The sequence below is a fragment of the Achromobacter sp. D7-1 genome (assembly GCF_059760445.1).
This window is the reverse complement of the sequence record NZ_JCBAMT010000046.1, coordinates 33,428-53,875: the sequence shown is the minus strand read 5'-3', so window position 1 is coordinate 53,875 and position 20,448 is coordinate 33,428. Positions and strand designations below refer to the sequence as shown.

25 protein-coding genes are annotated in these 20,448 nt (G+C 65.0%); 15 read left to right on the top strand and 10 right to left on the bottom strand.

Annotated elements, in window-relative coordinates:
* Nucleotides 1–374 precede the first annotated feature (374 nt).
* The gene (locus AC6LKD_RS19590) at nucleotides 375–1,385 is read left to right on the top strand and encodes a Bug family tripartite tricarboxylate transporter substrate binding protein (protein WP_013392932.1); all 1,011 of its coding nucleotides are present in this window, start codon (nucleotides 375–377) and stop codon (nucleotides 1,383–1,385) included.
* A gap of 20 nt (nucleotides 1,386–1,405) precedes the next feature.
* A complete protein-coding gene (locus AC6LKD_RS19585) occupies nucleotides 1,406–3,142 on the top strand; it encodes an IlvD/Edd family dehydratase (RefSeq protein WP_498117171.1) in 1,737 nt (578 codons plus the stop codon).
* Between the two features lie 2 nt (nucleotides 3,143–3,144).
* On the opposite strand, the gene AC6LKD_RS19580 is transcribed toward AC6LKD_RS19585, so the two are convergent.
* On the bottom strand, nucleotides 3,145–4,038 hold the full coding sequence (locus AC6LKD_RS19580) for a LysR family transcriptional regulator (RefSeq protein ID WP_013392934.1): 894 nt from the start codon (nucleotides 4,036–4,038) through the stop codon (nucleotides 3,145–3,147).
* Between the two features lie 133 nt (nucleotides 4,039–4,171).
* Here AC6LKD_RS19580 and AC6LKD_RS19575 point away from each other — a divergent pair, with 133 nt between their 5' ends.
* Nucleotides 4,172–5,161: a 2-hydroxyacid dehydrogenase gene (locus AC6LKD_RS19575; protein ID WP_498117170.1), complete on the top strand. Its 990-nt coding sequence runs from the start codon at nucleotides 4,172–4,174 to the stop codon at nucleotides 5,159–5,161.
* 53 nt (nucleotides 5,162–5,214) lie between these two features.
* Here AC6LKD_RS19575 and AC6LKD_RS19570 read toward each other — a convergent pair whose 3' ends face one another.
* Both AC6LKD_RS19570 and AC6LKD_RS19565 read right to left on the bottom strand, forming a co-directional pair.
* Nucleotides 5,215–6,114 carry a pirin family protein gene (locus AC6LKD_RS19570; RefSeq protein WP_498117168.1) on the bottom strand — a complete coding sequence of 300 codons (900 nt, stop codon included), beginning with the start codon at nucleotides 6,112–6,114 and terminating at the stop codon, nucleotides 5,215–5,217.
* A complete protein-coding gene (locus AC6LKD_RS19565) occupies nucleotides 6,111–6,548 on the bottom strand; it encodes a DoxX family protein (protein ID WP_498117167.1) in 438 nt (145 codons plus the stop codon). The genes AC6LKD_RS19570 and AC6LKD_RS19565 overlap by 4 nt, the downstream gene beginning before the upstream one ends.
* A gap of 95 nt (nucleotides 6,549–6,643) precedes the next feature.
* Here AC6LKD_RS19565 and AC6LKD_RS19560 point away from each other — a divergent pair, with 95 nt between their 5' ends.
* Nucleotides 6,644–7,051 (top strand): winged helix-turn-helix transcriptional regulator, encoded by a 408-nt coding sequence (locus tag AC6LKD_RS19560; RefSeq protein WP_492275405.1) that lies wholly within the window; start codon nucleotides 6,644–6,646, stop codon nucleotides 7,049–7,051.
* A 33-nt stretch (nucleotides 7,052–7,084) separates the two neighbouring features.
* Here AC6LKD_RS19560 and AC6LKD_RS19555 read toward each other — a convergent pair whose 3' ends face one another.
* Nucleotides 7,085–7,723, bottom strand: a complete 639-nt coding sequence (locus tag AC6LKD_RS19555; RefSeq protein ID WP_498117166.1) for a hypothetical protein — start codon at nucleotides 7,721–7,723, stop codon at nucleotides 7,085–7,087.
* An 87-nt stretch (nucleotides 7,724–7,810) separates the two neighbouring features.
* The gene (locus AC6LKD_RS19550) at nucleotides 7,811–8,182 is read right to left on the bottom strand and encodes a hypothetical protein (protein WP_013392939.1); all 372 of its coding nucleotides are present in this window, start codon (nucleotides 8,180–8,182) and stop codon (nucleotides 7,811–7,813) included.
* Between the two features lie 208 nt (nucleotides 8,183–8,390).
* Between AC6LKD_RS19550 and AC6LKD_RS19545 the strand changes: the two genes are divergently transcribed.
* Nucleotides 8,391–9,305: a PhzF family phenazine biosynthesis protein gene (locus tag AC6LKD_RS19545; protein WP_013392940.1), complete on the top strand. Its 915-nt coding sequence runs from the start codon at nucleotides 8,391–8,393 to the stop codon at nucleotides 9,303–9,305.
* A 250-nt stretch (nucleotides 9,306–9,555) separates the two neighbouring features.
* The gene (locus AC6LKD_RS19540; RefSeq protein WP_013392941.1) at nucleotides 9,556–9,990 is read left to right on the top strand and encodes a GNAT family acetyltransferase; all 435 of its coding nucleotides are present in this window, start codon (nucleotides 9,556–9,558) and stop codon (nucleotides 9,988–9,990) included.
* 31 nt (nucleotides 9,991–10,021) lie between these two features.
* On the opposite strand, the gene AC6LKD_RS19535 is transcribed toward AC6LKD_RS19540, so the two are convergent.
* Together AC6LKD_RS19535 and AC6LKD_RS19530 are read right to left on the bottom strand one after the other, a co-directional pair.
* Nucleotides 10,022–10,975, bottom strand: coding sequence for a M14 family metallopeptidase (locus AC6LKD_RS19535; protein WP_498117165.1), 954 nt, complete (start codon nucleotides 10,973–10,975; stop codon nucleotides 10,022–10,024).
* An 11-nt stretch (nucleotides 10,976–10,986) separates the two neighbouring features.
* On the bottom strand, nucleotides 10,987–11,985 hold the full coding sequence (locus AC6LKD_RS19530; RefSeq protein ID WP_498117164.1) for a Bug family tripartite tricarboxylate transporter substrate binding protein: 999 nt from the start codon (nucleotides 11,983–11,985) through the stop codon (nucleotides 10,987–10,989).
* A gap of 117 nt (nucleotides 11,986–12,102) precedes the next feature.
* On the opposite strand from AC6LKD_RS19530, the gene AC6LKD_RS19525 reads away from it, so the two are divergent.
* The 3 genes from AC6LKD_RS19525 to AC6LKD_RS19515 all read left to right on the top strand — a co-directional run bounded on the left by AC6LKD_RS19525 (nucleotide 12,103) and on the right by AC6LKD_RS19515 (nucleotide 14,122).
* A complete protein-coding gene (locus tag AC6LKD_RS19525) occupies nucleotides 12,103–12,966 on the top strand; it encodes a MurR/RpiR family transcriptional regulator (protein ID WP_013392944.1) in 864 nt (287 codons plus the stop codon).
* 195 nt (nucleotides 12,967–13,161) lie between these two features.
* Nucleotides 13,162–13,416 carry a hypothetical protein gene (locus AC6LKD_RS19520; protein ID WP_013392945.1) on the top strand — a complete coding sequence of 85 codons (255 nt, stop codon included), beginning with the start codon at nucleotides 13,162–13,164 and terminating at the stop codon, nucleotides 13,414–13,416.
* A gap of 112 nt (nucleotides 13,417–13,528) precedes the next feature.
* Nucleotides 13,529–14,122 carry a BPSL1445 family SYLF domain-containing lipoprotein gene (locus AC6LKD_RS19515; RefSeq protein WP_013392946.1) on the top strand — a complete coding sequence of 198 codons (594 nt, stop codon included), beginning with the start codon at nucleotides 13,529–13,531 and terminating at the stop codon, nucleotides 14,120–14,122.
* A gap of 69 nt (nucleotides 14,123–14,191) precedes the next feature.
* Here the strand turns inward: AC6LKD_RS19515 and AC6LKD_RS19510 are convergent, their stop codons facing one another.
* The gene (locus AC6LKD_RS19510; protein ID WP_498117163.1) at nucleotides 14,192–14,425 is read right to left on the bottom strand and encodes a hypothetical protein; all 234 of its coding nucleotides are present in this window, start codon (nucleotides 14,423–14,425) and stop codon (nucleotides 14,192–14,194) included.
* A 108-nt stretch (nucleotides 14,426–14,533) separates the two neighbouring features.
* The gene (locus tag AC6LKD_RS19505; protein WP_006226939.1) at nucleotides 14,534–15,004 is read right to left on the bottom strand and encodes an Lrp/AsnC family transcriptional regulator; all 471 of its coding nucleotides are present in this window, start codon (nucleotides 15,002–15,004) and stop codon (nucleotides 14,534–14,536) included.
* A 160-nt stretch (nucleotides 15,005–15,164) separates the two neighbouring features.
* Here AC6LKD_RS19505 and AC6LKD_RS19500 point away from each other — a divergent pair, with 160 nt between their 5' ends.
* The 6 genes from AC6LKD_RS19500 (at nucleotide 15,165) to AC6LKD_RS19475 (ending at nucleotide 19,360) form a co-directional block, all read left to right on the top strand.
* Nucleotides 15,165–16,076, top strand: coding sequence for a DMT family transporter (locus tag AC6LKD_RS19500; RefSeq protein ID WP_498117162.1), 912 nt, complete (start codon nucleotides 15,165–15,167; stop codon nucleotides 16,074–16,076).
* 106 nt (nucleotides 16,077–16,182) lie between these two features.
* Nucleotides 16,183–16,929 carry a sulfite exporter TauE/SafE family protein gene (locus tag AC6LKD_RS19495; RefSeq protein WP_498117161.1) on the top strand — a complete coding sequence of 249 codons (747 nt, stop codon included), beginning with the start codon at nucleotides 16,183–16,185 and terminating at the stop codon, nucleotides 16,927–16,929.
* Between the two features lie 70 nt (nucleotides 16,930–16,999).
* Complete coding sequence (locus AC6LKD_RS19490) at nucleotides 17,000–17,224, top strand: hypothetical protein (protein ID WP_013392950.1); 225 nt, start codon at nucleotides 17,000–17,002, stop codon at nucleotides 17,222–17,224.
* Between the two features lie 349 nt (nucleotides 17,225–17,573).
* Nucleotides 17,574–17,786, top strand: coding sequence for a hypothetical protein (locus tag AC6LKD_RS19485; protein ID WP_008159938.1), 213 nt, complete (start codon nucleotides 17,574–17,576; stop codon nucleotides 17,784–17,786).
* Nucleotides 17,787–17,934: 148 nt separating this feature from the next.
* Nucleotides 17,935–19,041: an AGE family epimerase/isomerase gene (locus AC6LKD_RS19480; RefSeq protein WP_041655410.1), complete on the top strand. Its 1,107-nt coding sequence runs from the start codon at nucleotides 17,935–17,937 to the stop codon at nucleotides 19,039–19,041.
* 103 nt (nucleotides 19,042–19,144) lie between these two features.
* Nucleotides 19,145–19,360 carry a hypothetical protein gene (locus tag AC6LKD_RS19475; RefSeq protein ID WP_013392952.1) on the top strand — a complete coding sequence of 72 codons (216 nt, stop codon included), beginning with the start codon at nucleotides 19,145–19,147 and terminating at the stop codon, nucleotides 19,358–19,360.
* A 106-nt stretch (nucleotides 19,361–19,466) separates the two neighbouring features.
* Here the strand turns inward: AC6LKD_RS19475 and AC6LKD_RS19470 are convergent, their stop codons facing one another.
* Nucleotides 19,467–20,399, bottom strand: coding sequence for a LysR substrate-binding domain-containing protein (locus tag AC6LKD_RS19470; protein ID WP_498117160.1), 933 nt, complete (start codon nucleotides 20,397–20,399; stop codon nucleotides 19,467–19,469).
* Nucleotides 20,400–20,448 lie beyond the last annotated feature (49 nt).

Here is a 20,448-nt window from a genome sequence, read left to right as displayed (position 1 = left end):
GCCCTGCGCCATTCCGATGCTCGCCCCGCTGGGGCTGCGCTTCGGATGGCTCCGGGGTCCTCGGCTGACAGTCACCTGATGCGGTGGTTTTGGATCTTGCTCATGGGCAGATGCCTTGAGCCGGTGGCCGGGCGGAGGGATCCGAAGCGCAGCCCCACCGGGGCGAGCATCGGAATCCCGCAGTCCGGACGCCGGCGACTCAAGAACCCTATCTTACAAAACCGAAGTGCTGTCCGGATTTTCCTCATCCGGACGTCCTGGAACTCTCACGGATTTTTTTGACAGAACATAAATTTTTTTCTCTTTTCGCAGGCGAGAGTTTGCGAACATGCGTCTAGAGCTTTCAAGCCATAAGAACGCATCGGGAGACAAAAATGTTCTGTAAGCACGCCGCGCGCAAGCGCATCAACATCGTTGCGGCCGCCTTTGTCGCGGCCGCCGCGTTCGCCATTCCTGGCCATGCATCCGCGCAGGCTGCCGACAGCTATCCCAGCAAGCCCATCCGCCTGATCATTCCGTATCCGCCGGGAGGCGCGACCGACGTGATCGGGCGCATCGTGGGCCAGCGCCTGAGCGAAGAGATCGGCGGCCAGGTCGTGATCGAGAACCGGGGCGGAGCAGGCGGCAATATCGGAGCGGCCGAAGTGGCGCGCGCCCAGCCCGACGGCTATACCTTGCTGATGGGCGCGCTGACCTCGCATTCGGTCATGGCGACCTTGGAGAAGGACACCATCCCGTACGATCTGCGCAAGGACTTCGCGCCTGTCGGCGTGGTCGGCTTCGTGCCGCTGGTGGCCGTGGTCAATCCCAAGCTGCCGATCAAATCGCTGTCCGAGCTGGTGAGCTACGCGAAGGCGAATCCCGGCAAACTCAACTTCGCCTCGTCAGGCGCCGGCGCGCCCCAGCGCATGGCCATGGAACTGTTCAAGCAGATCGCGGGCGTCAAGATCGAGCACGTGGCCTACCGCGGCAGCGGCCCGGCCATGACGGACCTGGTCGGCGGCCAGGTCGAGACCATGACGGAGACGGTTCCCGCCGCGATCTCCTTCATCAAGTCCGGCCAGCTGCGTCCGCTGGCCGTGCTTACGCCCCAACGCGTCTCGATGCTGCCGGACATTCCCACCGCCGAGGAACAGGGTTTCAGCGGCTTTAACGTCAGTTCGCTCTTCGGCGTGATGGCGCCGGCGGGCACGCCGGCCCCCATCGTCGCCAAGCTCAACAAGGCGCTGACCACGGCGCTGGCCAAGGACGATGCCAAGGCCCAGCTGTTGCAGCAAGGCGTTTATGCCGACGCGCTCGATGTCGAAGCCTCCAAGGCACGCCTGAACGCGGAAATCGAACAGTGGGCCAAGGTCATCCGCGACGGCGGCATCACCGTAAATTAACTGGAAGCAGTTTGAACAAGATGAGCAAGAAGAATACCGAACCATCGCAGGACCGGGCCGGCGGCCTGCGCAAGGGTCTCACCAGCTATGGCGACAGCGGCTTCTCGCTGTTCCTGCGCAAGGCCTTCATCAAGGGCGCGGGCTATACGGACGGCGCGCTGGACCGGCCGGTGATCGGCATCGCCAACACCGGCAGCGCCTATAACCCCTGTCACGGCAATGCGCCGCAGCTGCTGGAGGCCGTCAAGCGCGGCATCATGTTCGCGGGCGGGCTGCCGATGGATTTCCCGACCATCTCCATCCACGAGAGCTTTTCCTTTCCCACCAGCATGTACCTGCGCAACCTCATGTCCATGGACACCGAGGAACTGATACGCGCGCAGCCCATGGACGCGGTGGTGCTCATCGGCGGATGCGACAAGACCGTGCCCGCCCAGCTCATGGGCGCCGCATCGGCGGACATTCCGGCGATCCAGCTGGTGACCGGATCGATGCTGACGGGTTCGCACCGGTCCGAGCGGGTGGGGGCATGCACGGATTGCCGCAGGTACTGGGGCAAGTACCGCGCCGAGGAAATCGACGATCAGGAGATCGCCGACGTCAACAACCAGCTGGTTGCCAGCGTGGGCACCTGTTCGGTCATGGGCACCGCAAGCACCATGGCCTGTATCGCCGAAGCGCTGGGCATGACCGTGCCCGGCGGCGCCACGCCGCCTGCGGTTACGGCGGACCGGATGCGCATCGCCGAGCTCACCGGCGCGCAAGCGGTCGAAATCGCCAGACAACGCCTGTCCGTTTCCAAGATCCTGACCGCGGATTCCTTCGAGAACGCCATGCGCGTGCTGTTGGCCATCGGCGGGTCCACCAACGGCATCATCCATCTCACCGCCATCGCCGGCCGGCTGGGCCTGGACCTGGACTTGCAGGCGCTGGACCGCATGGGGCGCGAGACGCCCGTGCTGGTGGACCTGAAGCCGTCCGGCCAGCACTACATGGAAGACTTCCACAAGGCGGGCGGCATGGCCACGCTGCTGCGCGAACTCAAGCCGCTGTTGAAGCTGGACGCGCTGACCGTGACCGGCAGGACGCTGGGCGAGGAGATCGAGCGCTCGGGGCCGGGCTTCGCGCAAAGCGTGGTCAGGACGCGGCAGGACCCGATCTATCCGCAGGGCGGCATTGCCGTGCTGTCCGGCAACCTGGCTCCCGAAGGCGCCATCATCAAGCAGTCGTCCGCCAATGCCGGGTTGATGGAGCATGAAGGGCGCGCGGTGGTGTTCGAGAACGCCGAGGACCTGGCGAGCCGCATCGATGCCGCCGATCTGGACGTCACGCCGCAGGACATCCTGGTGCTGAAGAACATTGGCCCCAAGGGCGCGCCCGGCATGCCGGAGGCGGGCTATATCCCGATCCCCAAGAAGCTGGCGTCGCAGGGCGTGAAGGACATCATCCGGATCTCGGACGGCCGCATGAGCGGCACCGCTTTCGGCACCATCGTGCTGCACGTCACGCCGGAAGCGGCCATAGGCGGGCCACTGGCCTATGTCAGGAACGGCGACCGCATACGTTTGAGCGTGAGCCAGCGGGAAATTTCGCTGCTGGTCTCGGAAGAAGAACTGGAACGCCGCCGCCGCGAGCAGCCGGTCACGCCGCCCACGGCCGAGCGCGGCTACAAGAAGCTGTTCCTCGATACGGTGACCCAGGCTGACAAGGGCGTCGACTTCGACTTCCTGCGCGGCGTGCCGGGCAAGTCCAAGTAAGGCTACGGCTTTGCCCGGCGTTCTTCCATGTTGCCGAAGATGGTCCGGGCATCCTGGGAAATCGACGCGGCCATCTTGGCATGATGGCCGCGGGTGTTCCAGATCAGGCCGTTCCTGCGCACGGGCGCGCGGTTGGGCAACGGAATGCGCGCCACGTCGAGCGACTTCCACATGGAGGACCAGTCCGGAATCAGCGCCACGCCCAGGCCCTCGTGCACCAGGGCGACGATGGCGAGCAGGCCGTCGATCTCCAGGCGCTGCTTGGGCCAGATCTGGTGGTCGCGCAGATAGCGGTCGGCCAGTTGGCCGCCGTATATGTTCCGGTCATAGCGTATGAAGGGTTGGGTCGACAGCAATGCGTGGGCGTCCTGGTCCGCAAGATGGGACGGCGCCACCACGACCAGCGGTTCTTCCATGAACGGCTGCCACAGACAGCTCTTGGGCACGGCGAACTGGGGCTCCACCACGATGGCGGCGTCGAGTTCGCCGTTGACCACCTTGCCGCACAGGTCTATGGAACCGCCCGGCGTGACGAATACCGATGCGTCCGGATGCCTGCGGTACAGGGACTTGAGGATAGGGGGCAGCACGTTCGTGAGCGCGGACACGAAACAGCCGATGCGGAACTCGCCCGGCTGGTCGCCGTCGATGGCCATGGCGCGCAGATCGCGGAGGTTGCGGATGGCCGCCTTGGTGCCTTCGAGGATGCGCATGCCGCTCTCGGTCGGCCTGACGGAACGCCCCGAGCGCTTTACCAGCGCCACACCCAGATCCATTTCCAGCGCCTTGATGCGCGCGGCAATGGCAGCCGAGGTCAGGTCGAGCTTGCGCGCGGCTTCGGCGAATGAACCGGCTTCGACGACCGCGACGAAGCTCTGCATGCACTTGATGTCCATGATGCGATGGGCTATTGCCCTGAAAGGAGAAACTTCAGATTGAAGATCGCACGAACTGCTACGAACCCGGCCGCGATGGTTGCAGGCTTATCGCGCCAATTCCCCGTATGTTATAGCGTCGAGGTTGAAATCCATGATGGAGCATGAACTGGCCGCAACGCGCCAGGCGGCAGCAATAAGCCCTGAGGATCGGGGCGCCCAGTTTCCCCTCTTGCTCAAGGTAGGGGTTTTTCCCGAGTCGGTGGAAGCGCAGTTCCGTTCGGTGTTCACCTTGATCGAGGAAGAGGCGCTGCAAAACGATCCGGCGCTGCTTGCAGCGATAGGCGGCATCGTCACGCGTTCGAACTACCGGATTCCCGCCGAGCTCATGGATCGTCTGCCGGGCTTGCGCATCGTAGCCACCAACGGCGTCGGCTACGACGGCATCGCGCTGGATCACGCGCGTGCGAAGAACATCGTCGTGACCAACACGCCGGACGTATTGAACAAGGCCGTGGCGGAGTTGGCGGTGGGACTGCTGCTGGCCTTGTTGCGCCGCCTGCCCGCGGCCGACGGTTTTGTGCGCACCGGGGCGTGGCAGGCCTCGCCTTTTCCGCTGGGGGCGAGCCTGGCGGGCAAGCGGGTCGGCATCGTCGGCCTGGGGCGCATAGGCAAAGAGATCGTGCAACGGCTCGCGCCGTTTGAAGTGGATCTCAGCTATTTCGGCCGCACTCGCCAGGACGTGCCATGGCGGCACTTCGATTCACTGCCGGCCATGGCCCGCGACGTGGACGTGCTGATCCTGTCGTGTCCCGGAGGCGAGGCTACGCGCCATCTCGTTGACGCGACCGTGCTGCGGGCGCTAGGACCCGACGGCCTGGTCGTCAACGTCGCCCGCGGCTCGGTCATCAAGGAGGCCGACCTGTGCCATGCGCTGGCCAACGGCATCATTCAGGGCGCCGCGCTCGACGTGTTCGAAAGCGAGCCGCTGGGCGAGAGTCCGCTGCGGCACATGCCCAATGTGATCCTGGCGCCCCATATCGGCAGCGCCACGCATGAGACGCGCCGCCAGATGGCGGAGTTGGCGATACGGAACCTGGTGTCGTTCTTCAAGACGGGGAGGGCGGTTACGCCGGTGGCATGAAGGGGAGGCTGCAGGCGTCGGGAGGATTGCGTGTACGCGGCGCCGTGGCGATCCTACAGGAAGACAGGAGTACTCCCCGATTTCGTGCGCCGCTCGCCTGCTGCTTGCAGCTTTTCATGCAGTTCCCGAATGCGGCGTTCGCCTGCTGCGAGCGCCTGCGCCGAGGTATGCACCGAGTGGTTGCCCAGGTGCAGGGGATAGCGATGGGGCACGGCCGAACCGAGGACGAGAACGGCGCTTTCCTGGCTTGATGCGGTGAGCGTGATAGGGGTTTCGCCGTGTTCGAATACAGCCATTTCGCCCGTCACCAGCGCGGTGCCCGCGTCCAGTGAACCTTGGGCGACAGCGAGCCACCCGACCGAGTGGCCCGCTGGCGGCAGGTACGTCCATGTTTGACCTGGCTGCAGGGTGATGAGCAGATAGTTGATGCCTTCAGGCGCGGGCACAGGGCTTTGCTTCCCACCATGACGTCCGACGATGACGTATGCCGGTCCGGTTGTTGGCATATCTCGGGCCTCGAGGTATCGGCTGACGGAAGCGCTGTTTTCCAGTTCAGGAGGCAGGGCGAGCCAGAGCTGAAATGCCTGGATGCGCGGGGCGGCGCCCGGCGACAGTTCCTTGCCGTGCCAGGCTCCACCACCGGCTCGCATCCATTCGACGCCGCCATAGCCGAGTGTCCCGGACGCGCTGTCCGGATCATCGTAACGGACATGGCCTTCGGTGATGAGGGTGACCGTGGCAATGCCCGAGTGGGGATGCAGTGGCATGTCGGTGATAGCTTGCATGGTTGCCGGGCTGACATCGATGAGATCAAGCAACACGAAGGGCTTGAGGGACTGCCCCAGATCGGAAGGGCTCATGAGGCGGGTGATGGGCCCATGCGCGTGGCCGAATGCGCGGTAAGCAATGGACCGCGAAGCCGTTGTCGGACGGTTGGTGGCAATGGCGTTCATGGCGTGGCGTCCGAGGGGGCGGGCATGGCTGGACGCGCGGCGGCTGCCTGTTTGCCGGGGCGATGCAGCCAGGCAATCGTAGCGGTGATGAGTAGTAGAGCTATGGCCGGAACCGGGCTGCCCTCGATGACAAATGAATGGGCCAGCACGGCGCCGACCATGGTGGCGCTCAGCAGCAGTCCGCCGAGAAAGGCGGCTGCGGGGACGAGGACGGCGATCCCGCCTATCACTTCGACGATGCCGGTAACGATGCGGAACCACTGTCCAATGCCGATGTGGTCGAAGGCCTGGACCATTTCCGGCGCACCCGACAGTTTGGCTGCGGCGGCCGCAAGGAATGCGACGGCCGCCAGGATGCGCAGCCCCCAGGAAACGTACTTGAGGGTTTTGGATTGGGCTTGCGGCTGGTCGGCGCTGCTGCGGGGTAGCTTCATTGTGGGTTGCCTCGGTATAAAATTGTGACTGAGGCTAGCAATGTAACTATGGTCCCGATCGCCCACAATACGGCACATCAGGAGAACTCGGTATCATGAATGTGACTGAAAAGCTCCACGCTTTGCACGAGCACGACTGTCAAAAGATCAGTCAGGTGCTGGCGCGCATCGGTGAAAAATGGAGCGTGCTCATCATCATGATTCTGTCTGATGGTCCGCGTCGTTTCACCGAAATCAAACGCACCATCAACGGCATCTCGCAACGGATGTTGACGCTTTGCCTGCGTGGTCTGGAGCGTGACGGCCTGGTCAAGCGCACGGTCTATTCAGTGATGCCGCCGCATGTGGAATATGAGCTGACGCCGCTTGGGCGCTCGCTCACCGAACCCGTGACCGCGTTGGGATGCTGGGCCAGCAAACATATTGCCGACATCGATGTGGCCAGGGCGGCCTTCGATGCCGAGGCCGACGCGGCGAGTGAGGCGCCGCCCCGGCGCCGGTAGCTGACGCCGCGCCGGAGTCGGCATGGCGGCCCGCTAGACCCACACCGTCGCGATCAGCAGCGCACAGCCTGCCGTGGCCGTGGCGGCCATGATGGCCGCCAGGCGCAAGGCGATCTTGCGTTCCCTGCGGCCGACGTTGGGGTTGCCGTCATTGGCCGAGCGCAGCTGTTCCCAGGTGGACGCGGCGCCCGCCTCGCGGCTCTGCATGGCCGACGCGGTATTTGCCGTGGAACGGGAAATGCCGGTGAGCCGCAGCGCCGGATAGGCCAGCAGCAGCCCCGCCAGGAACAAGGCGCAGGCGCTCATCGCGCCTGCCGTGAAGGCTGAGCTGTCGCGCGCCGCAAACAGGATGATGGCGGCCGCCAGGCCGATGACATTCAAGCCAGCCAATGCTTTCAGCGCCTGGATTCCCCAGGGGCCGGTAGCTTCCTCGGTGAAGTCGCCGACCGAGCGCCAGTAAGCGGCGTCCTGGGTAGCGGCCTGGAAAAAAAAGGCGAGATCCCTGAGGAGCACGTCGCCTTGCCTGTTGTCAGGGCTGGTGTCCCGATGCCACTGGGTGGCGAATTTCCTGCTTCGCTCGGCGTCCGCGTGATGCGCGCGGGCCCAGTTTTCCGCCAGACCTACCGCTGCTTCGACGGTAAGCGCCCCTGCGGGGCTTGCACTGTCTTTCATTTTTGTCGTCCCCATATATGGGACATTGTACTAGGCCTGAGTGTCCGGTACTTTGAGGCAGGACAGGTTGGCGCGGCGCGGCGCAGATCAAGGCAAGGCGGTGCCGGGGCGGGGCGCGGTCCGGGAAAAACATACTTCGAGCAAGCTGTTGCTGCGCAGCTTGAGGGTGACGTCCGTACGCCGCCTGCCCAGCGTGGTGGCGGCAAAGAGGCCAAGAGCCAGGCCGCCGAACCAGGCGGGAAGCAAACTCGCCAGATCCCACCCCGTGATGCCGCTGTTGTAGGGTTGCTTGAGTACCTGGACGCTCAGCCCGTGATCGTGGCAGAGCGTCTGCATTGCCGCCACGGTTTCTTCGATGTCGGGGATGTTCTCAAGAAAGAACGGCTCTTGGGCCTGCGTCAACCGGTCAAGTTCGCCAGCAGGCAGGCGGTCCTGGAAGTAGGTGCGTACCGTGGACATAGGGTGGGTTCCTGGTGTGCGCAAATCGTCGTGCGCCGGCTGCGGGGGGATGAACCGAAAAAAACGCCGGGCTGGGCCAGCGTAGTCTATGCCAAATCCGCCCGCTGTTATGGTCGGGATTCTCTGCCTCTGTGTCTGGCGGCCTGTCCATCGGCCCCGCACACTAGTCTGGTCGCCGCGCCGTCCGCGCGGCTTGAAAGGACGTACCATGCGCTACCGCTATGTCACCGCCGATGTGTTCACCAGCCATGCGTATGGCGGCAATCCCTTGGCGGTCGTGTTCGACGCGCAGGGCTTGAGCACGGCGCAGATGCAGCGCATCGCGCGCGAGTTCAACTATTCTGAAACCAGCTTCGTGCTGCCGCCGCGAGACCGTGCGCACACGGCCTGGGTCCGCATTTTTACGCCTGATCGCGAAGTGCCGTTCGCGGGGCATCCGAATGTGGGCACGGCCGTGGTGCTGGCGCGCGAAATGGCCGCCTCGGGCCTGACCGTGCCGGATGCCTTCGTGTTCGAAGAGGAGGCTGGACTGGTGCGCATTGCGCTGCGCGCGGGCGCAAGCGGCGTGGCCGGCGCCGAGCTGCTTGCCCCGCAACCGCTGTCGCGCGCCAGCGAGGCGCCAGCCGCCGCGGTCGCGCGGGCCTTGAGCCTGGAGCCCGCGGACATCGAGACCTCGGCGCATGCGCCGCAGGTGGCGTCGGTCGGCCTGACCTTCCTGGTGGTGCAGTTGGCCAGCCGCGAGGCCTTGCGCCGGGCCATGCCCGACCCGGCAGGCTACGCGGCCCTGCTGCCGCTGGGCGGCGCAAAGTCCATCTATGCCTATACCACCGACACGGGTGTGGACGCGGCGGCCGCACGCACCGACATCCAGGCCCGCATGTTTACCGGACGCATGACGGAAGACCCCGCGACCGGCAGCGCGACAGCGGCCATGACGGCGCTGCGCGCGGCCTTGCGCGGCGATGGCGTATTGCGCCTGCGGGTGGAGCAGGGCGTGGACATGGGGCGCGCCAGCGTGCTGCTGGCCCACGCCGAACCGCGCGCCGACGGCGTGTGGGCGGGCGTGGCGGGCGAGGCCGTGGTGGTCATGGAAGGCACCCTGGCGGCGCCTGATGCGTCTTGAAGTTGGCTGAGTTTCGGCGCCTCATGTATGCTTGCCTGCATGAACGCACCGCATTTCGCGCTGATGTCCGGCGCAACCTACCGACGAATCACTCGACGTCCATGTTGAGTGGCTAGTCACGTCCGGGCGCTGAACCATCGGCGCCAAAACCTGAAAGCCACGATACCCCTCGTGGCTTTTCTGTTTCTGGCTGGTCCCGCTGTCGAGGCGTATCGCAAGGCTTTCGTTGCCATCCTTGAAGGAACGAAGCATGAGTGCGCAAGACCTCGCCATCCGGCCCTACCATTCGACCGACGAAGCCGCGATCATCCAGCTGTGGCATGACTGCGGCCTGACCCGCCCATGGAACGATCCGCGCAAGGACATTGCGCGCAAGCTTGCGGTGCAGGCGGACTTGTTCCTGGTGGGGGAGGCAGACGGCGCGATCGTCGCGACGCTGATGGGCGGCTACGACGGCCATCGCGCCTGGATCAACTATCTGGCGGTATCGCCGGCGCATCAGCGCCGCGGCCATGCGAGCGCGCTGATGCAGGCGGTAGAGCGCAAGCTGCTGGAAATGGGCTGCCCCAAGATCAATCTGCTGATCCGGTCGGGCAATGTTGCGGTGAAGGATTTCTACGCGACCCTGGGCTTTCAGCAGGACGAGGTCATCAGCCTGGGCAAGCGCCTGATTCCGGATCTTTGACGGATCCGGGCCAGGCGCCGGCGGGCAGCGATCAGATCGCCACGGTCAGGTACACCGCTTCGCGGCCCACGATGGGCATGCGCGTGGGCATGAAGATGGTGCAGTCGTCACAGGGCGAACGGATCTCCTCGGTGCCATTCATGGCGATCAGCTCGTCCTTGGCAAAGGTTTCGAAGCCGATCACCGGACGCGTGAAGTTGAAGTCTTCGGATTTCACCATGTGCACTTCGAGCAGGCGGTAGCGCTGCGGCGCGGGCGGGGGCGGCGTGCCGGCGGGCATGTCGATCAGGCCCGTGTGCGCCAGGAAGCGCAGCGTGACGTCCGTGGCCAGGTCGGCGGCGGATTGCGCGAAATGCTGGCCGCATTCGACCACCAGCGAGCCGTTGCTGTCGGAGCGCGGATCGCCATGGCGGCCGTAGCCCATGACGCCGGTGCCGGGGAAGAGGTCGGGCGGCATCACCAGGTGCACCTGTGGCGCGCCGACGGCGCTGGCCAGCGCCGTGTTGCGGTCCATTTCCGTGTAGACCCAGAAGGGCTGCACCGGCGCGCGGGTGGAGTGGATGTCCAGCACGAAGTCGGCGGCGTCGAGCACCGGACGCAGTTCGCGCGCGCGGCGCAGTTCGGGGCTGTCTTCCGGACCGTCCAGCATGGCGGCCGACCAGATGCGGTTCAGGTTGTGGACGAGCTGGCGATTCTCGTAGGGGTTCTCGATATCGAAGGCTTCATAGGCTTCGACGTGGGCGAAGCTGACGGTGAGCGTGCCGATCTTGGGGCGCACGCCGCTGTCCAGCAGATGGGTCGCGGCCACCATGCCGCAGATCTCGTTGCCATGCGTGATGGCGTTGATCAGCACGTGCGGGCCGGGCCGGCCCGACTCGAAGCGGTGCACGTAGGGGATGCCGACATTGCCCTCGCGGTAGGCCGAGAGGTCGCGTGGCAGGACTTCCAGGGGAGCGGTGTCGGGTTCGAAAGCGGGATTTTTCATGAGGGTCTGGCCTATTCAGGACGGATGCCGGCGCGGTCGATCAGGTCTTTGTACAACGCCAGGCGCTCGGACATCATGGCGGTGAACTGCTGCGGAGTCTGGTTCTCGGGCGGCAGCGCGCCGGCCTTTTCCAGGGATTGCGGCATGCCGTCCTCGGTGGCGGCGGTGCGCACGGCGGCCAGCAGCTTCTGCACGATGTCGGGCGGTGTGCCGGCGGGCGCGGCCAGGCCGATCCACGACATGGAGTTGAGCACGGGATAGCCGAGTTCCTCGAAGGTCGGCACGTCGGGCAGGGAGTCCAGGCGCTTGGGGGCGGCCACCGCCAGCGCGCGCATCTTGCCGACCTGGATGTGCGGCAGGAAGGGCGCGAGGTTATCCAGCGCGAACTGCGCCTGGTCGGAGAGCAGGGCGTTGATCAGCGGCGCGCCGCCACGGTAGGGCACGTGCACGGCCTGCAGCTGCAAGGTGTTCTTCAGCAGCTCGGCGTTGAGCTGGCCCATGCTGCCGATGCCCGCGGTGGCGTAGTGCAGCTGATCGGGGCGCGCCTTCAGCAGCGCGACGAACTCGGCCAGGTTGCGCGCCGGCACGGCCGCATTGGTCACCAGCACATTGGGTGTGCGCGATAGCTGCGAGATGGAAACGAAGTCCTTGATCGGGTCATAGCCGAGATCATTGCGCATCAACGGGTTGGCCAGATGCGAGCTTTGCGAGGACGCGACCAGCGTGTAGCCGTCAGGCGTGGCGCGCGCCACGCGCTTGCTGCCGATGGCGCCGCCGGCGCCGTCGCGGTTTTCGATGATGACGCTGGTACCGAGCGCCTTGCCCAGCGCGTCCGCGTACAGCCGGCCGATCAGGTCGACGGAGCCGCCCGCAGGAAAGGGGACGACCAGCGTGATGGGGCGCGAGGGATAGGCGTTGGCGCGTGCGGCCAGCGGCAGCAGGGTGGCGCCCAGGCCGGCCAGGACCAGGCAGCGGCGGGCCAAGGACGGCCCCTGGGGGTGATGCTTCATGGAATTCTCGGTGATGACTGCGGGTTTGGTCTAATTTGCAATGAAGATTGCAGGCTGCAATATAAGATGCAATGTGTGTTGTGAAATTTGGGGTTATCACCTAGGACCCGGGCAAGCATGAATCTGCATCAACGTATCGCCGGCTACGGCCGCAAGCTCAGCAAGAGCGAACAAGTGCTGGTCGAGGAAATGCAGGCGCGCTATCCGCAAAGCCTGCTGGAATCGGCGACGGCGCTGGCCAGGCAGGTCGGCACCAGCGCCTCCACCGTGGTGCGCTTGCTGGCCAAGCTGGGCTACGAAAGCTATGCGCAGGCGCAGATGGAGGCGCGCGCGGAAGTGACGGCGCGCCTGGCCTCGCCCGGCGAACGGGCGGACGCGGTGGGCGCCGACAAGCCTACGCCGCGCGCCTGCCTGCACAACGCCTTGCTGCATGACCAGCACAACCTGAAGGAGACCTACGCGTCGATCGACGTGGCGGCCTTCGAGGCGGCCGTGCGGCTGCTGACGCAGCGTAAGGGCCGGGTGCATGTGTTGGGACTGCGCCAGGCCGCGCCGCTGGCCAGCCATGTGGCGCTCTACCTGAACCTGTGCCTGCCGTCGGTGAAGCCCATGGTCGCCGCCGGCCCTCTGTTCCTGGAGGACCAACTGCTCTGGATCGACGAGGCCGATGTGCTGCTGGCGTTTACGTTCAGACGCTATTCAGTCGCCGCAGCCAAAGCGGTGCAGTACTTCCGGCAGCGCGGCGGCAAGGTAATCCTGGTCACCGACTCCGCGTCGGCGCCCGCTGCCGCCTCCGCTCACCATGTGCTGGTCGCGCGCAGTTCCAGCGCCTCGCCTTTCGATTCCTACACTGCGGCCTTCTCGGTTTGCAATGCCTTGCTCGCGGCGGTGGCGCAGCGCAGCAAACAGGCACTGGGCGCGGCGCTCGAACGCGGCGAAGGCTTGTGGGACGCGCAATGGATACGTCCGCCGCGCGGCTGAAAACAGCAGTCCGCGCGATTGCGCAGGCCCGCTGCAAAGTCCTCGGAAAGGAGTGGCCGGCAGCCATTTCCGCGGACTTCAAGATGCGTTCGCACTAGCCGTACTAGTACGTCATAACTCCTTGAAAACATTGCTTTTCAAGGCCCAATATTTTTGGCATATTGCGGCCGGGAAAACCTCTTTCAGGAGCGAGGAATGGGCGCGTGGCCACAGCGTCATATCGATGGGTTCGAAGTGGAATGCCAGGTCATCCGGCTGGACACAGGCGTGCTGGCGATCGAGGTTGCCGTGTGCCGGAAGGCGGAGGGCGAACTGGAGCGGCGCTGGTCGTTGCCGCGCTTCGTCACCTTCGAGGATCCGGGGATTGCGAGACGCCATGCCGAACTGGTGCTGTCCGGCATCGTGTCGGTGGACGAGTCCACCGGCGAACCGCGCTACGGGATCCTGTAGCAGGGCTTGGGCATGCAGGCAGGTTTTGTTTCTTTTCACACAATCGTGTGCTTTGCGCTGGCCGATTTGCCCGGTACAGTGGCAGAGGGTGACAACAAAAAAGGAGAGTTCCATGTTTGATACTTTTCCTGTCTTGCGTCGCGCCGGCCTGGCTGCCGCGGCGATCGGTGTAGCCGGCCTGATGTTCACGGGTTGCACCACTACCAGTCCCAAATCCTCCGCAACCGCCACTGAACAGCGCCAGTCCCTGAACAGCGCGGCCGAGGCCACGCTGGGCAAGCTTTATCAAGCCTCGCCCCAGTCCAGGGAGCTGGTCGCGCGTGCCCGGGGCGTGCTGATCTTTCCCGACGTGTTGAGCGGCAGCTTCATCATCGGCGCCGAGCACGGCAAGGGCGTGCTGCACGTGGGCGGCTCCACCGCCGGCTACTACAGCACCACCGCGGGTTCGGTCGGCTTCCAGGCTGGCGCGCAGTCCAAGGCGATGGTGCTGCTGTTCATGACGGACGAGGCGCTGAGCAAGTTCCGCAACAGCAGCGGCTGGACCGTGGGCGCCGACGCCACGGTGGCCGTCGTCAATATCGGCGCCAACGGCCGCATCGACACGAATACGGCGCAGCAGCCCATCGTTGGTTTCGTGATGAACAACGGCGGCCTGATGGCGGGCGTATCCCTGGCCGGCACCAAGATCTCCAAGCTGGATCTTTGAGCCTGCCGGCAAGGCAAAACGCCGCGGATGTTTTCCGCGGCGTTTTTGTTTTTACGCGTCGTCAGCGTTTCAGCCCATCAGGGAGTCGCCGTTGTTGCGCACCGCGCTCTCGCGCTGCATCTCGGCAGCTTCGATGGCCGGGTCCAGGCCGCGCCAGCGCTTGATGGGGCCGCGGTCCTGCTCGGGCTCCCAGCCGAGCATGCCGTAGCGTGTGATTTCGGTTTCACCGGTTTCGAATTCCACTTCGAAGTAGCCCTGACGATCGGGTAGCGTGCCGCCGGGGAACCAGTCGGTTTCAGGCATGGTGTTCTCCTTGCTAGGCGATGGGAGGGGCGCTGGCGCGGGCGCGCAGCCCGCGCGGCGCCTTCATTGTGGAGGGGCGCCGGGGATCCTGCAAGTTGCTGCGGGGCTTCACGCCAGCGGGACCGCGGTGGTGTAGAGCACCTGCTTCAACGCAAAGCTGGAGCGGATGCTGGCCACGCCGGGGATGCGGGTGATGTGTTCGACGATCAGCCGCTCCAGTGCGTCCACGTCCGGCACCAGGGCGCGGATCAGGTAGTCGGCGTCGCCCGACATCAGGTAGCACTCCATGATTTCCGGCAGGACGGCGATCTCGCGTTCGAACACGTCCAGCGCCGCTTTGCGCTGCTTGTCCAGCGAGATCTGGATGAACACGTTGACCTTCAGGCCCAGCTTGCGGGCGTTCAACAGCGTGACGCGGCGGTCGATCAGGCCTTCGGTCTCGAGCCGGCGCACCCGCGCCAGACAGGGCGAGGCGGACAGGTTCACGCGCGCGGCGAGCTCGACATTAGTCAGCCGCGCATCGCGCTGGAGTTCGTTGAGGATACGGATGTCAGTGGCATCCAGGTTGATTTCCGGCATAAGTCACCCAGTTATGGTCATTCGGCAATCCATCCGTGCTGAGTATGACGGGTAATGCGATCGAATGCAGCTAAATATGCTGGGGTTTACCCTATAGACTATTCCCTCGTTTGGCAATTGGGCCAAAACACGGAATATTCAAGCGGTAGATTGGGCAGTAATGAGTCAGCAGAGCACATTGGGCAGGTTTTTGCCGCTGGTCGGCGCGGTAGCCATCTGGGGCGGCAATTGGCCTGTCATGAAGCTGGGGCTGACGCACATGAGCCCGCTCTGGTTGGCCGCCAGCCGCTTCGGCTCGGCTGCGCTGATCAGCGCGCTGGTGCTGGGCATGCTGGGCCGTCTGCGCCTGCCCACGCGGCAGGAATGGCCGCTGGTGGCAGGCGTGGCGCTGCTGCAGATGGGCGCGTTCACCGCGCTGGCGCTGTGGGCCCTGCAATACGTGGCGCCGGGACGCGCGTCGGTCATTGCCTATGCCACTTCCATCTGGGTCATTCCGCTGTCCTCGCTGATCCTGAAGGAACGCCTGTCGCTGGCCCAATGGCTGGCGACGGCGCTCAGCTATGCCGGCATCGTCGTCATCGTGGCGCCCGCGTTTAGCCCATGGCAGGCGCACACGGTGATCGGGCTGGCCATGTTGCTGGGCGCCTCCTTCGCCTGGGCCTGCAACATCATCCAGCTGCGCGGCAACCGGCATATCCGCCTGGGCGCGGACATGATTCCTTGGCAGACCGCCATCGCGGCGCTGCCGCTGGCCGCGCTGGCGTGGCTGCGCGATGGCGCGCCTGTCTTTCTGGCCGAGCCGCAAGCATGGCCCGTGATCCTGTACACCGGCCCGCTGGCCACTGCGCTGACCTTCATCGTGGTGCTGGGCATGACGCAGAAGATGCCGCCGGTGGCGACGTCGATCGCCATGCTCTGCGTGCCGGTGATCGGGCTGATCGTGTCGTCGCTGGTGTTCCAGGAGCGCATCTCGGCCGATCTCGCGCTGGGACTGGCCCTGATCGGCGCCAGCGTGGCGGCCTCGGCCGCGGCGACGCGCCTGAAGCGGCCGCTGGCGCTGCGCCCCTCGTAGCCGTAGTCCATGCAGGCGCGCCCAGCCACGGGACGGAATAGCTGCGCGTTCTAGAATGTCGTGCGCCGGGACCGGTCCCGGCTTCTCTTGCGGGCGTGCGGCGGATATGGATTCCTTATATGTGCTGGTCGCGGCGGGCGCCATGGCCGCCGGTTTCGTGCAGGGCCTGTCGGGCTTCGGCTTCGGCATGGTGGCCATGTCGTTCTGGGCCTGGACGATAGATCCGAAGCTCGCCGCCGCCATGGTGGTGTTCGGCTCGCTGACCGGACAATTGCTGGCCGCGTTCAGCGTGCGCCGCGGTTTCGCAATGGCGCAGCTGCTGCCCTTCGTGGCGGGCGGACTGCTGGGCATTCCGCTGGGCGTCAAACTGCTGCCGTACCTGGATCCGCTGATGTTCAAGGCGCTGGTCGGCGGACTGCTGGCGGTCTGGTGCCCCGTCATGCTGTTCGCGACGCGCTTGCCTCCCATCTCCGCAGGCGGAAGAGTCGCCGACGGCGTGGTGGGCGCGATGGGCGGCGTCATGGGCGGCATAGGCGGATTCACCGGCGTCATTCCCACTCTGTGGTGTACCTTGCGCCGCTTCGACCGCGACGTGCAGCGCGCGGTGATCCAGAACTTCAATCTGTCGATGCTGGTCGTGACGATGGCGAGCTACGTCTACACCGGCGTGGTCACGCGCGACATGCTGCCGTTGTTCGCGGTGATCCTGCCGGCGATGCTGGTGCCGACCTTGTGGGGCACGCGCGTGTACGTGGGCATCAGCGACCTGGCGTTCCGCCGCATCGTGTTGGGCCTGCTCACCGTCTCGGGCGTGGCGCTGCTGGCGTCATCGCTGCCCGGCCTGCTGGCCTAGCGTTCTTTACAGGTCACCAGGACCGGCCTGGCGACATGCTATCGTTGGGTATTCAAGAGAGAATCACCGCATGGCATTGCATCGTTTCGAGAAAGGCGAGTTGGGACATTGGCTGCGCGTCGTGGCCGACAATGGCGAGCCCGGCGCTGCCCAGACTGAAGTGCCCGCGCACGTGGCGCAGGCGCTGGAGACGTTGCGTTGCATTGAAGCTGGCGCGGATGGCCGCTGGCTCATCACCGACAAGGGCAAGCTCTCCCTGCGCATGGAAGAGCCTGGCGCGATCCATTTGCGATAGCGCCGCGCAGTGCGCGCCAGCTGCAGAATCCGATAATGTCGACAGGCGCTGCGGCGCAGGCCCGCGTGCCGCGTTTCGCTGCGTCTTGATCGTTTGGCTTACGAAAATCCCACACAATTTGCGAATGTTTTCGCAGTATGTCGCAGCTTCGCGAGTATTCCGGGGGCGCTACGGGAATTTCCTGAGACGGAATGCGCGATTTGGCTGCTTTTCGACGTATCGCGGGCGTCGAGTCGCCAGTAAGATGAACTTGCGTGACGTTTGCAGGTCTATTCATTTGCGCGGGAATCCTGCTCCCGCAACGTCACGCGTGGTTCACGCGTTTAGGTAACCGACTGGGAGGTAGCACATGCAGCATCGTGACCAGGAAGTTCTGATCGACGTTTCCACAGCGGCCATGGATACCGGCGGATATGGCGTACTGCTGACGGTTACGGCCGAGGGCGGCACCGAAGTGGATGCCGCGTTTTCCCACTTGGGCAACTGCGCTTCGTTGGACGAAGCACGCGATCGCGCGGAAGTATTCGCGCAGAACTGGGTAGAGGAAAACATCTTCCGATAGGGCGCTACGCCCTGGACGGAGCTGATTGGCAGGACCGGTCTGTGTGCGCATGACGCTTCGGAGAATACTCAACGGTTTGCGGCGAAAATTTCGGTTATCGTTGCTGCTCCAAAATCTGGGGCCCTTATTGGGTATGCGCCGTTCCAAGATGACTGCCGCACAGACCAACTCTTCACTTGCGGAACACATCCGCGCATTACGCCACCATTTTGATTCCGTTGTCCTGCCCCTCTGGATGGGGCAGGGTTTCAATGGCGCGCTCGGTCTGCCTTTTGAATCGCTGGACGCGGCCACTGGCGCTGCGCTGCCGGTTGAGCGCTACCGTGCCATGGCTTGCGCGCGCCAGCTCTACGTATTTTCAGAAGCGCCGGGCGCCGCCGCTGGCGCGCATGCCGATCTGCTGTTCGAATCGCTGCGGCGGGTGTTCCGCGACGAGGTCCATGGCGGTTGGCGCTACAGCGTGGATGCCGAGGCGCGTCCGCTGGACGAAACGCAGGACCTGTACACCCACGCCTTTATCGTGCTGGCTTGCGCGGCCTATTTCCGCCGCAGCCGCAACGCGGATGCGCGCAAGCTCATGCTGGCCACGTCCTCGACCATCGAGGCGCGTTTCAAGACCGCCGATGGGCTGTATCACGCCGCGCTCAGCGCGGACCTGAGCCAGCCGCTGCGCGCGCCCGCGCAGAATCCCATGATGCATCTGACCGAGGCGTATCTGGCGGCAGCCCAGGTCGCGGAGCCGGCGCTGTACGCGCAGCGCCTGCGCGGCCTGGCGCAAGGCATCAGTCAATTCTTCGTGCACGCGGCCTCGCAATGCATTTCGGAAGCGCGGCAAGGCACGGCCGGGAACCGGCTGGAGCCCGGGCATCAGTTCGAATGGCTGTCGCTGGTGCATGGCTCGGCCGAGGTGTTCGACGGCCTGGACCTGGCGGAATCACTGCCGCGCGCCGTGCGCTGGTCGCGCCGCCATGGCGTGGACGCGGGCGGAGTGGTGGCATCGCTGGACGAGTCTGGCGCCGTGATCGACGACACGCGCCGGATTTGGGCGCAGACCGAGTATCTGCGGGTACTCGGCGTGCTGGGCGACCTGCCCGCGCTGGAGGCCGGTTTGGCCCTGTTCCGAACGCGTTTCCTGCACGCGGGCGGCTGGTACGAATGCCTGGATGCGGAAGGAACGGTGGTGCGCGCGGATATGCCTTCGACCTCGCCGTACCACCTGGCGACCTGTCTGTCCGCCATGCCGACCGTTGTTTAATTGTGGCGTTAACAATTATTTTTGGATTTACCGTCACATATCGATAGAAAAGTATTGGTGAAATCCCTTACAATTTGGTTACTATGTTTGTAGGGAAGCATCAATGAGCGTTATGTGCCTGGCTTGCCAACGCATTAACCCGGGGCTTGCTGGCGTTGCGCCGCATGCCCATCTGGGGCATCAAGGCTTTACCAATCCGACGCAGAAGGGCCGTGAGGAAAGCCGTGAAGATCATTTCCGCTGCCTGAGTTGCGGCGCGAAATGGCTGCGCGAGACCGACAAGTGGGGCGTGGACCTGGGGTTCAAGCTCGCGCCTTGAGCATTCCGCCGCGTCATGTGAACGGGCTCCTCTGCAGGAGCCCGTTTTCGTTTGGTAGTAATTGATCGCCGCCGCGCGAAACCGCATGTTTCGCGCAGCCGGACTTTCAGCCCGGGCCGGCGGCCAACACGTCCGGGTCTCGCCCGGCGGTCTCCAGCAGCCACTGGCGGAAGCAGGCCAGCGCGTAATGGTCGCGGCGCTGGGCCGGGGCGCACAAGTGGTAGCCGCGGGCGATGCGGATGGGCAGCTCGGGAAACGGAGCCGCCACGCGTCCGGCCAGCAGGTCGTCGCGGACCAGGCAGCGCTGCAGGACGGCGATGCCCATGTCGGCCATGACGGCGCGGACCAGGATGGAAACCTGGTCAAAGCCATTGGCCAGCTGGACCGAGGCGCGCGGCACGCCGGCGGCGCTCAGCCATTGCACCCAGTTGTCCACGCCGTTCGAGTGATACAGCAACGGCTCCCCGAGCAGGCCCGCGGGCGTGTCCCAGAGCCCTTGCGCGCGTCGCGCCGCCAGCCGGCCGGGGTGGCAGATCACGACCATTTCCCGTCCGATCACATAGTCCGCCTGCCAACCCGGCCATTGCTCCGGCATGCCCGACAGGATGCTGGCGTCGGGCGTCGCGCCCGAAAAATCCTCGTTGCGGCGATAGGCCGCGAAGCCTAGCTGGATATCGGGATGGCGCGCGTGAAAGTCGGACAGGCGTGGCACCAGCCAGGCGCTGGCCAGCGTCGGCACCGTGGACAGCGTCAGGCGCAGGCGGCGGTCGTTGGCGCGCAATCCGGCGCTGAGCGCTTCGATTTCCTGCAATGGGCCCTGCGCGCCGTCGTACAGGCGGCGCCCGGTTTCGGTCAGGGTCAGGCCATGGGCGTTGCGATGCATCAGCGGTTGGCCGAAATGCGCTTCCAGGCGCGAGATGGCCCGGCTGACGGCGCCCTGGGTGACACACAGGACCTCCGCGGCGCGGGTGAAGCTGCCCAGGCGTGCCGCCGTCACGAAGGCGTGCAGTTCGGACATGGAGGGCGAGTGCAGTCGCATCTAGCATGACCATTGGTAATGAAGCCGTGCAATATAGTCGTTTGAAAGG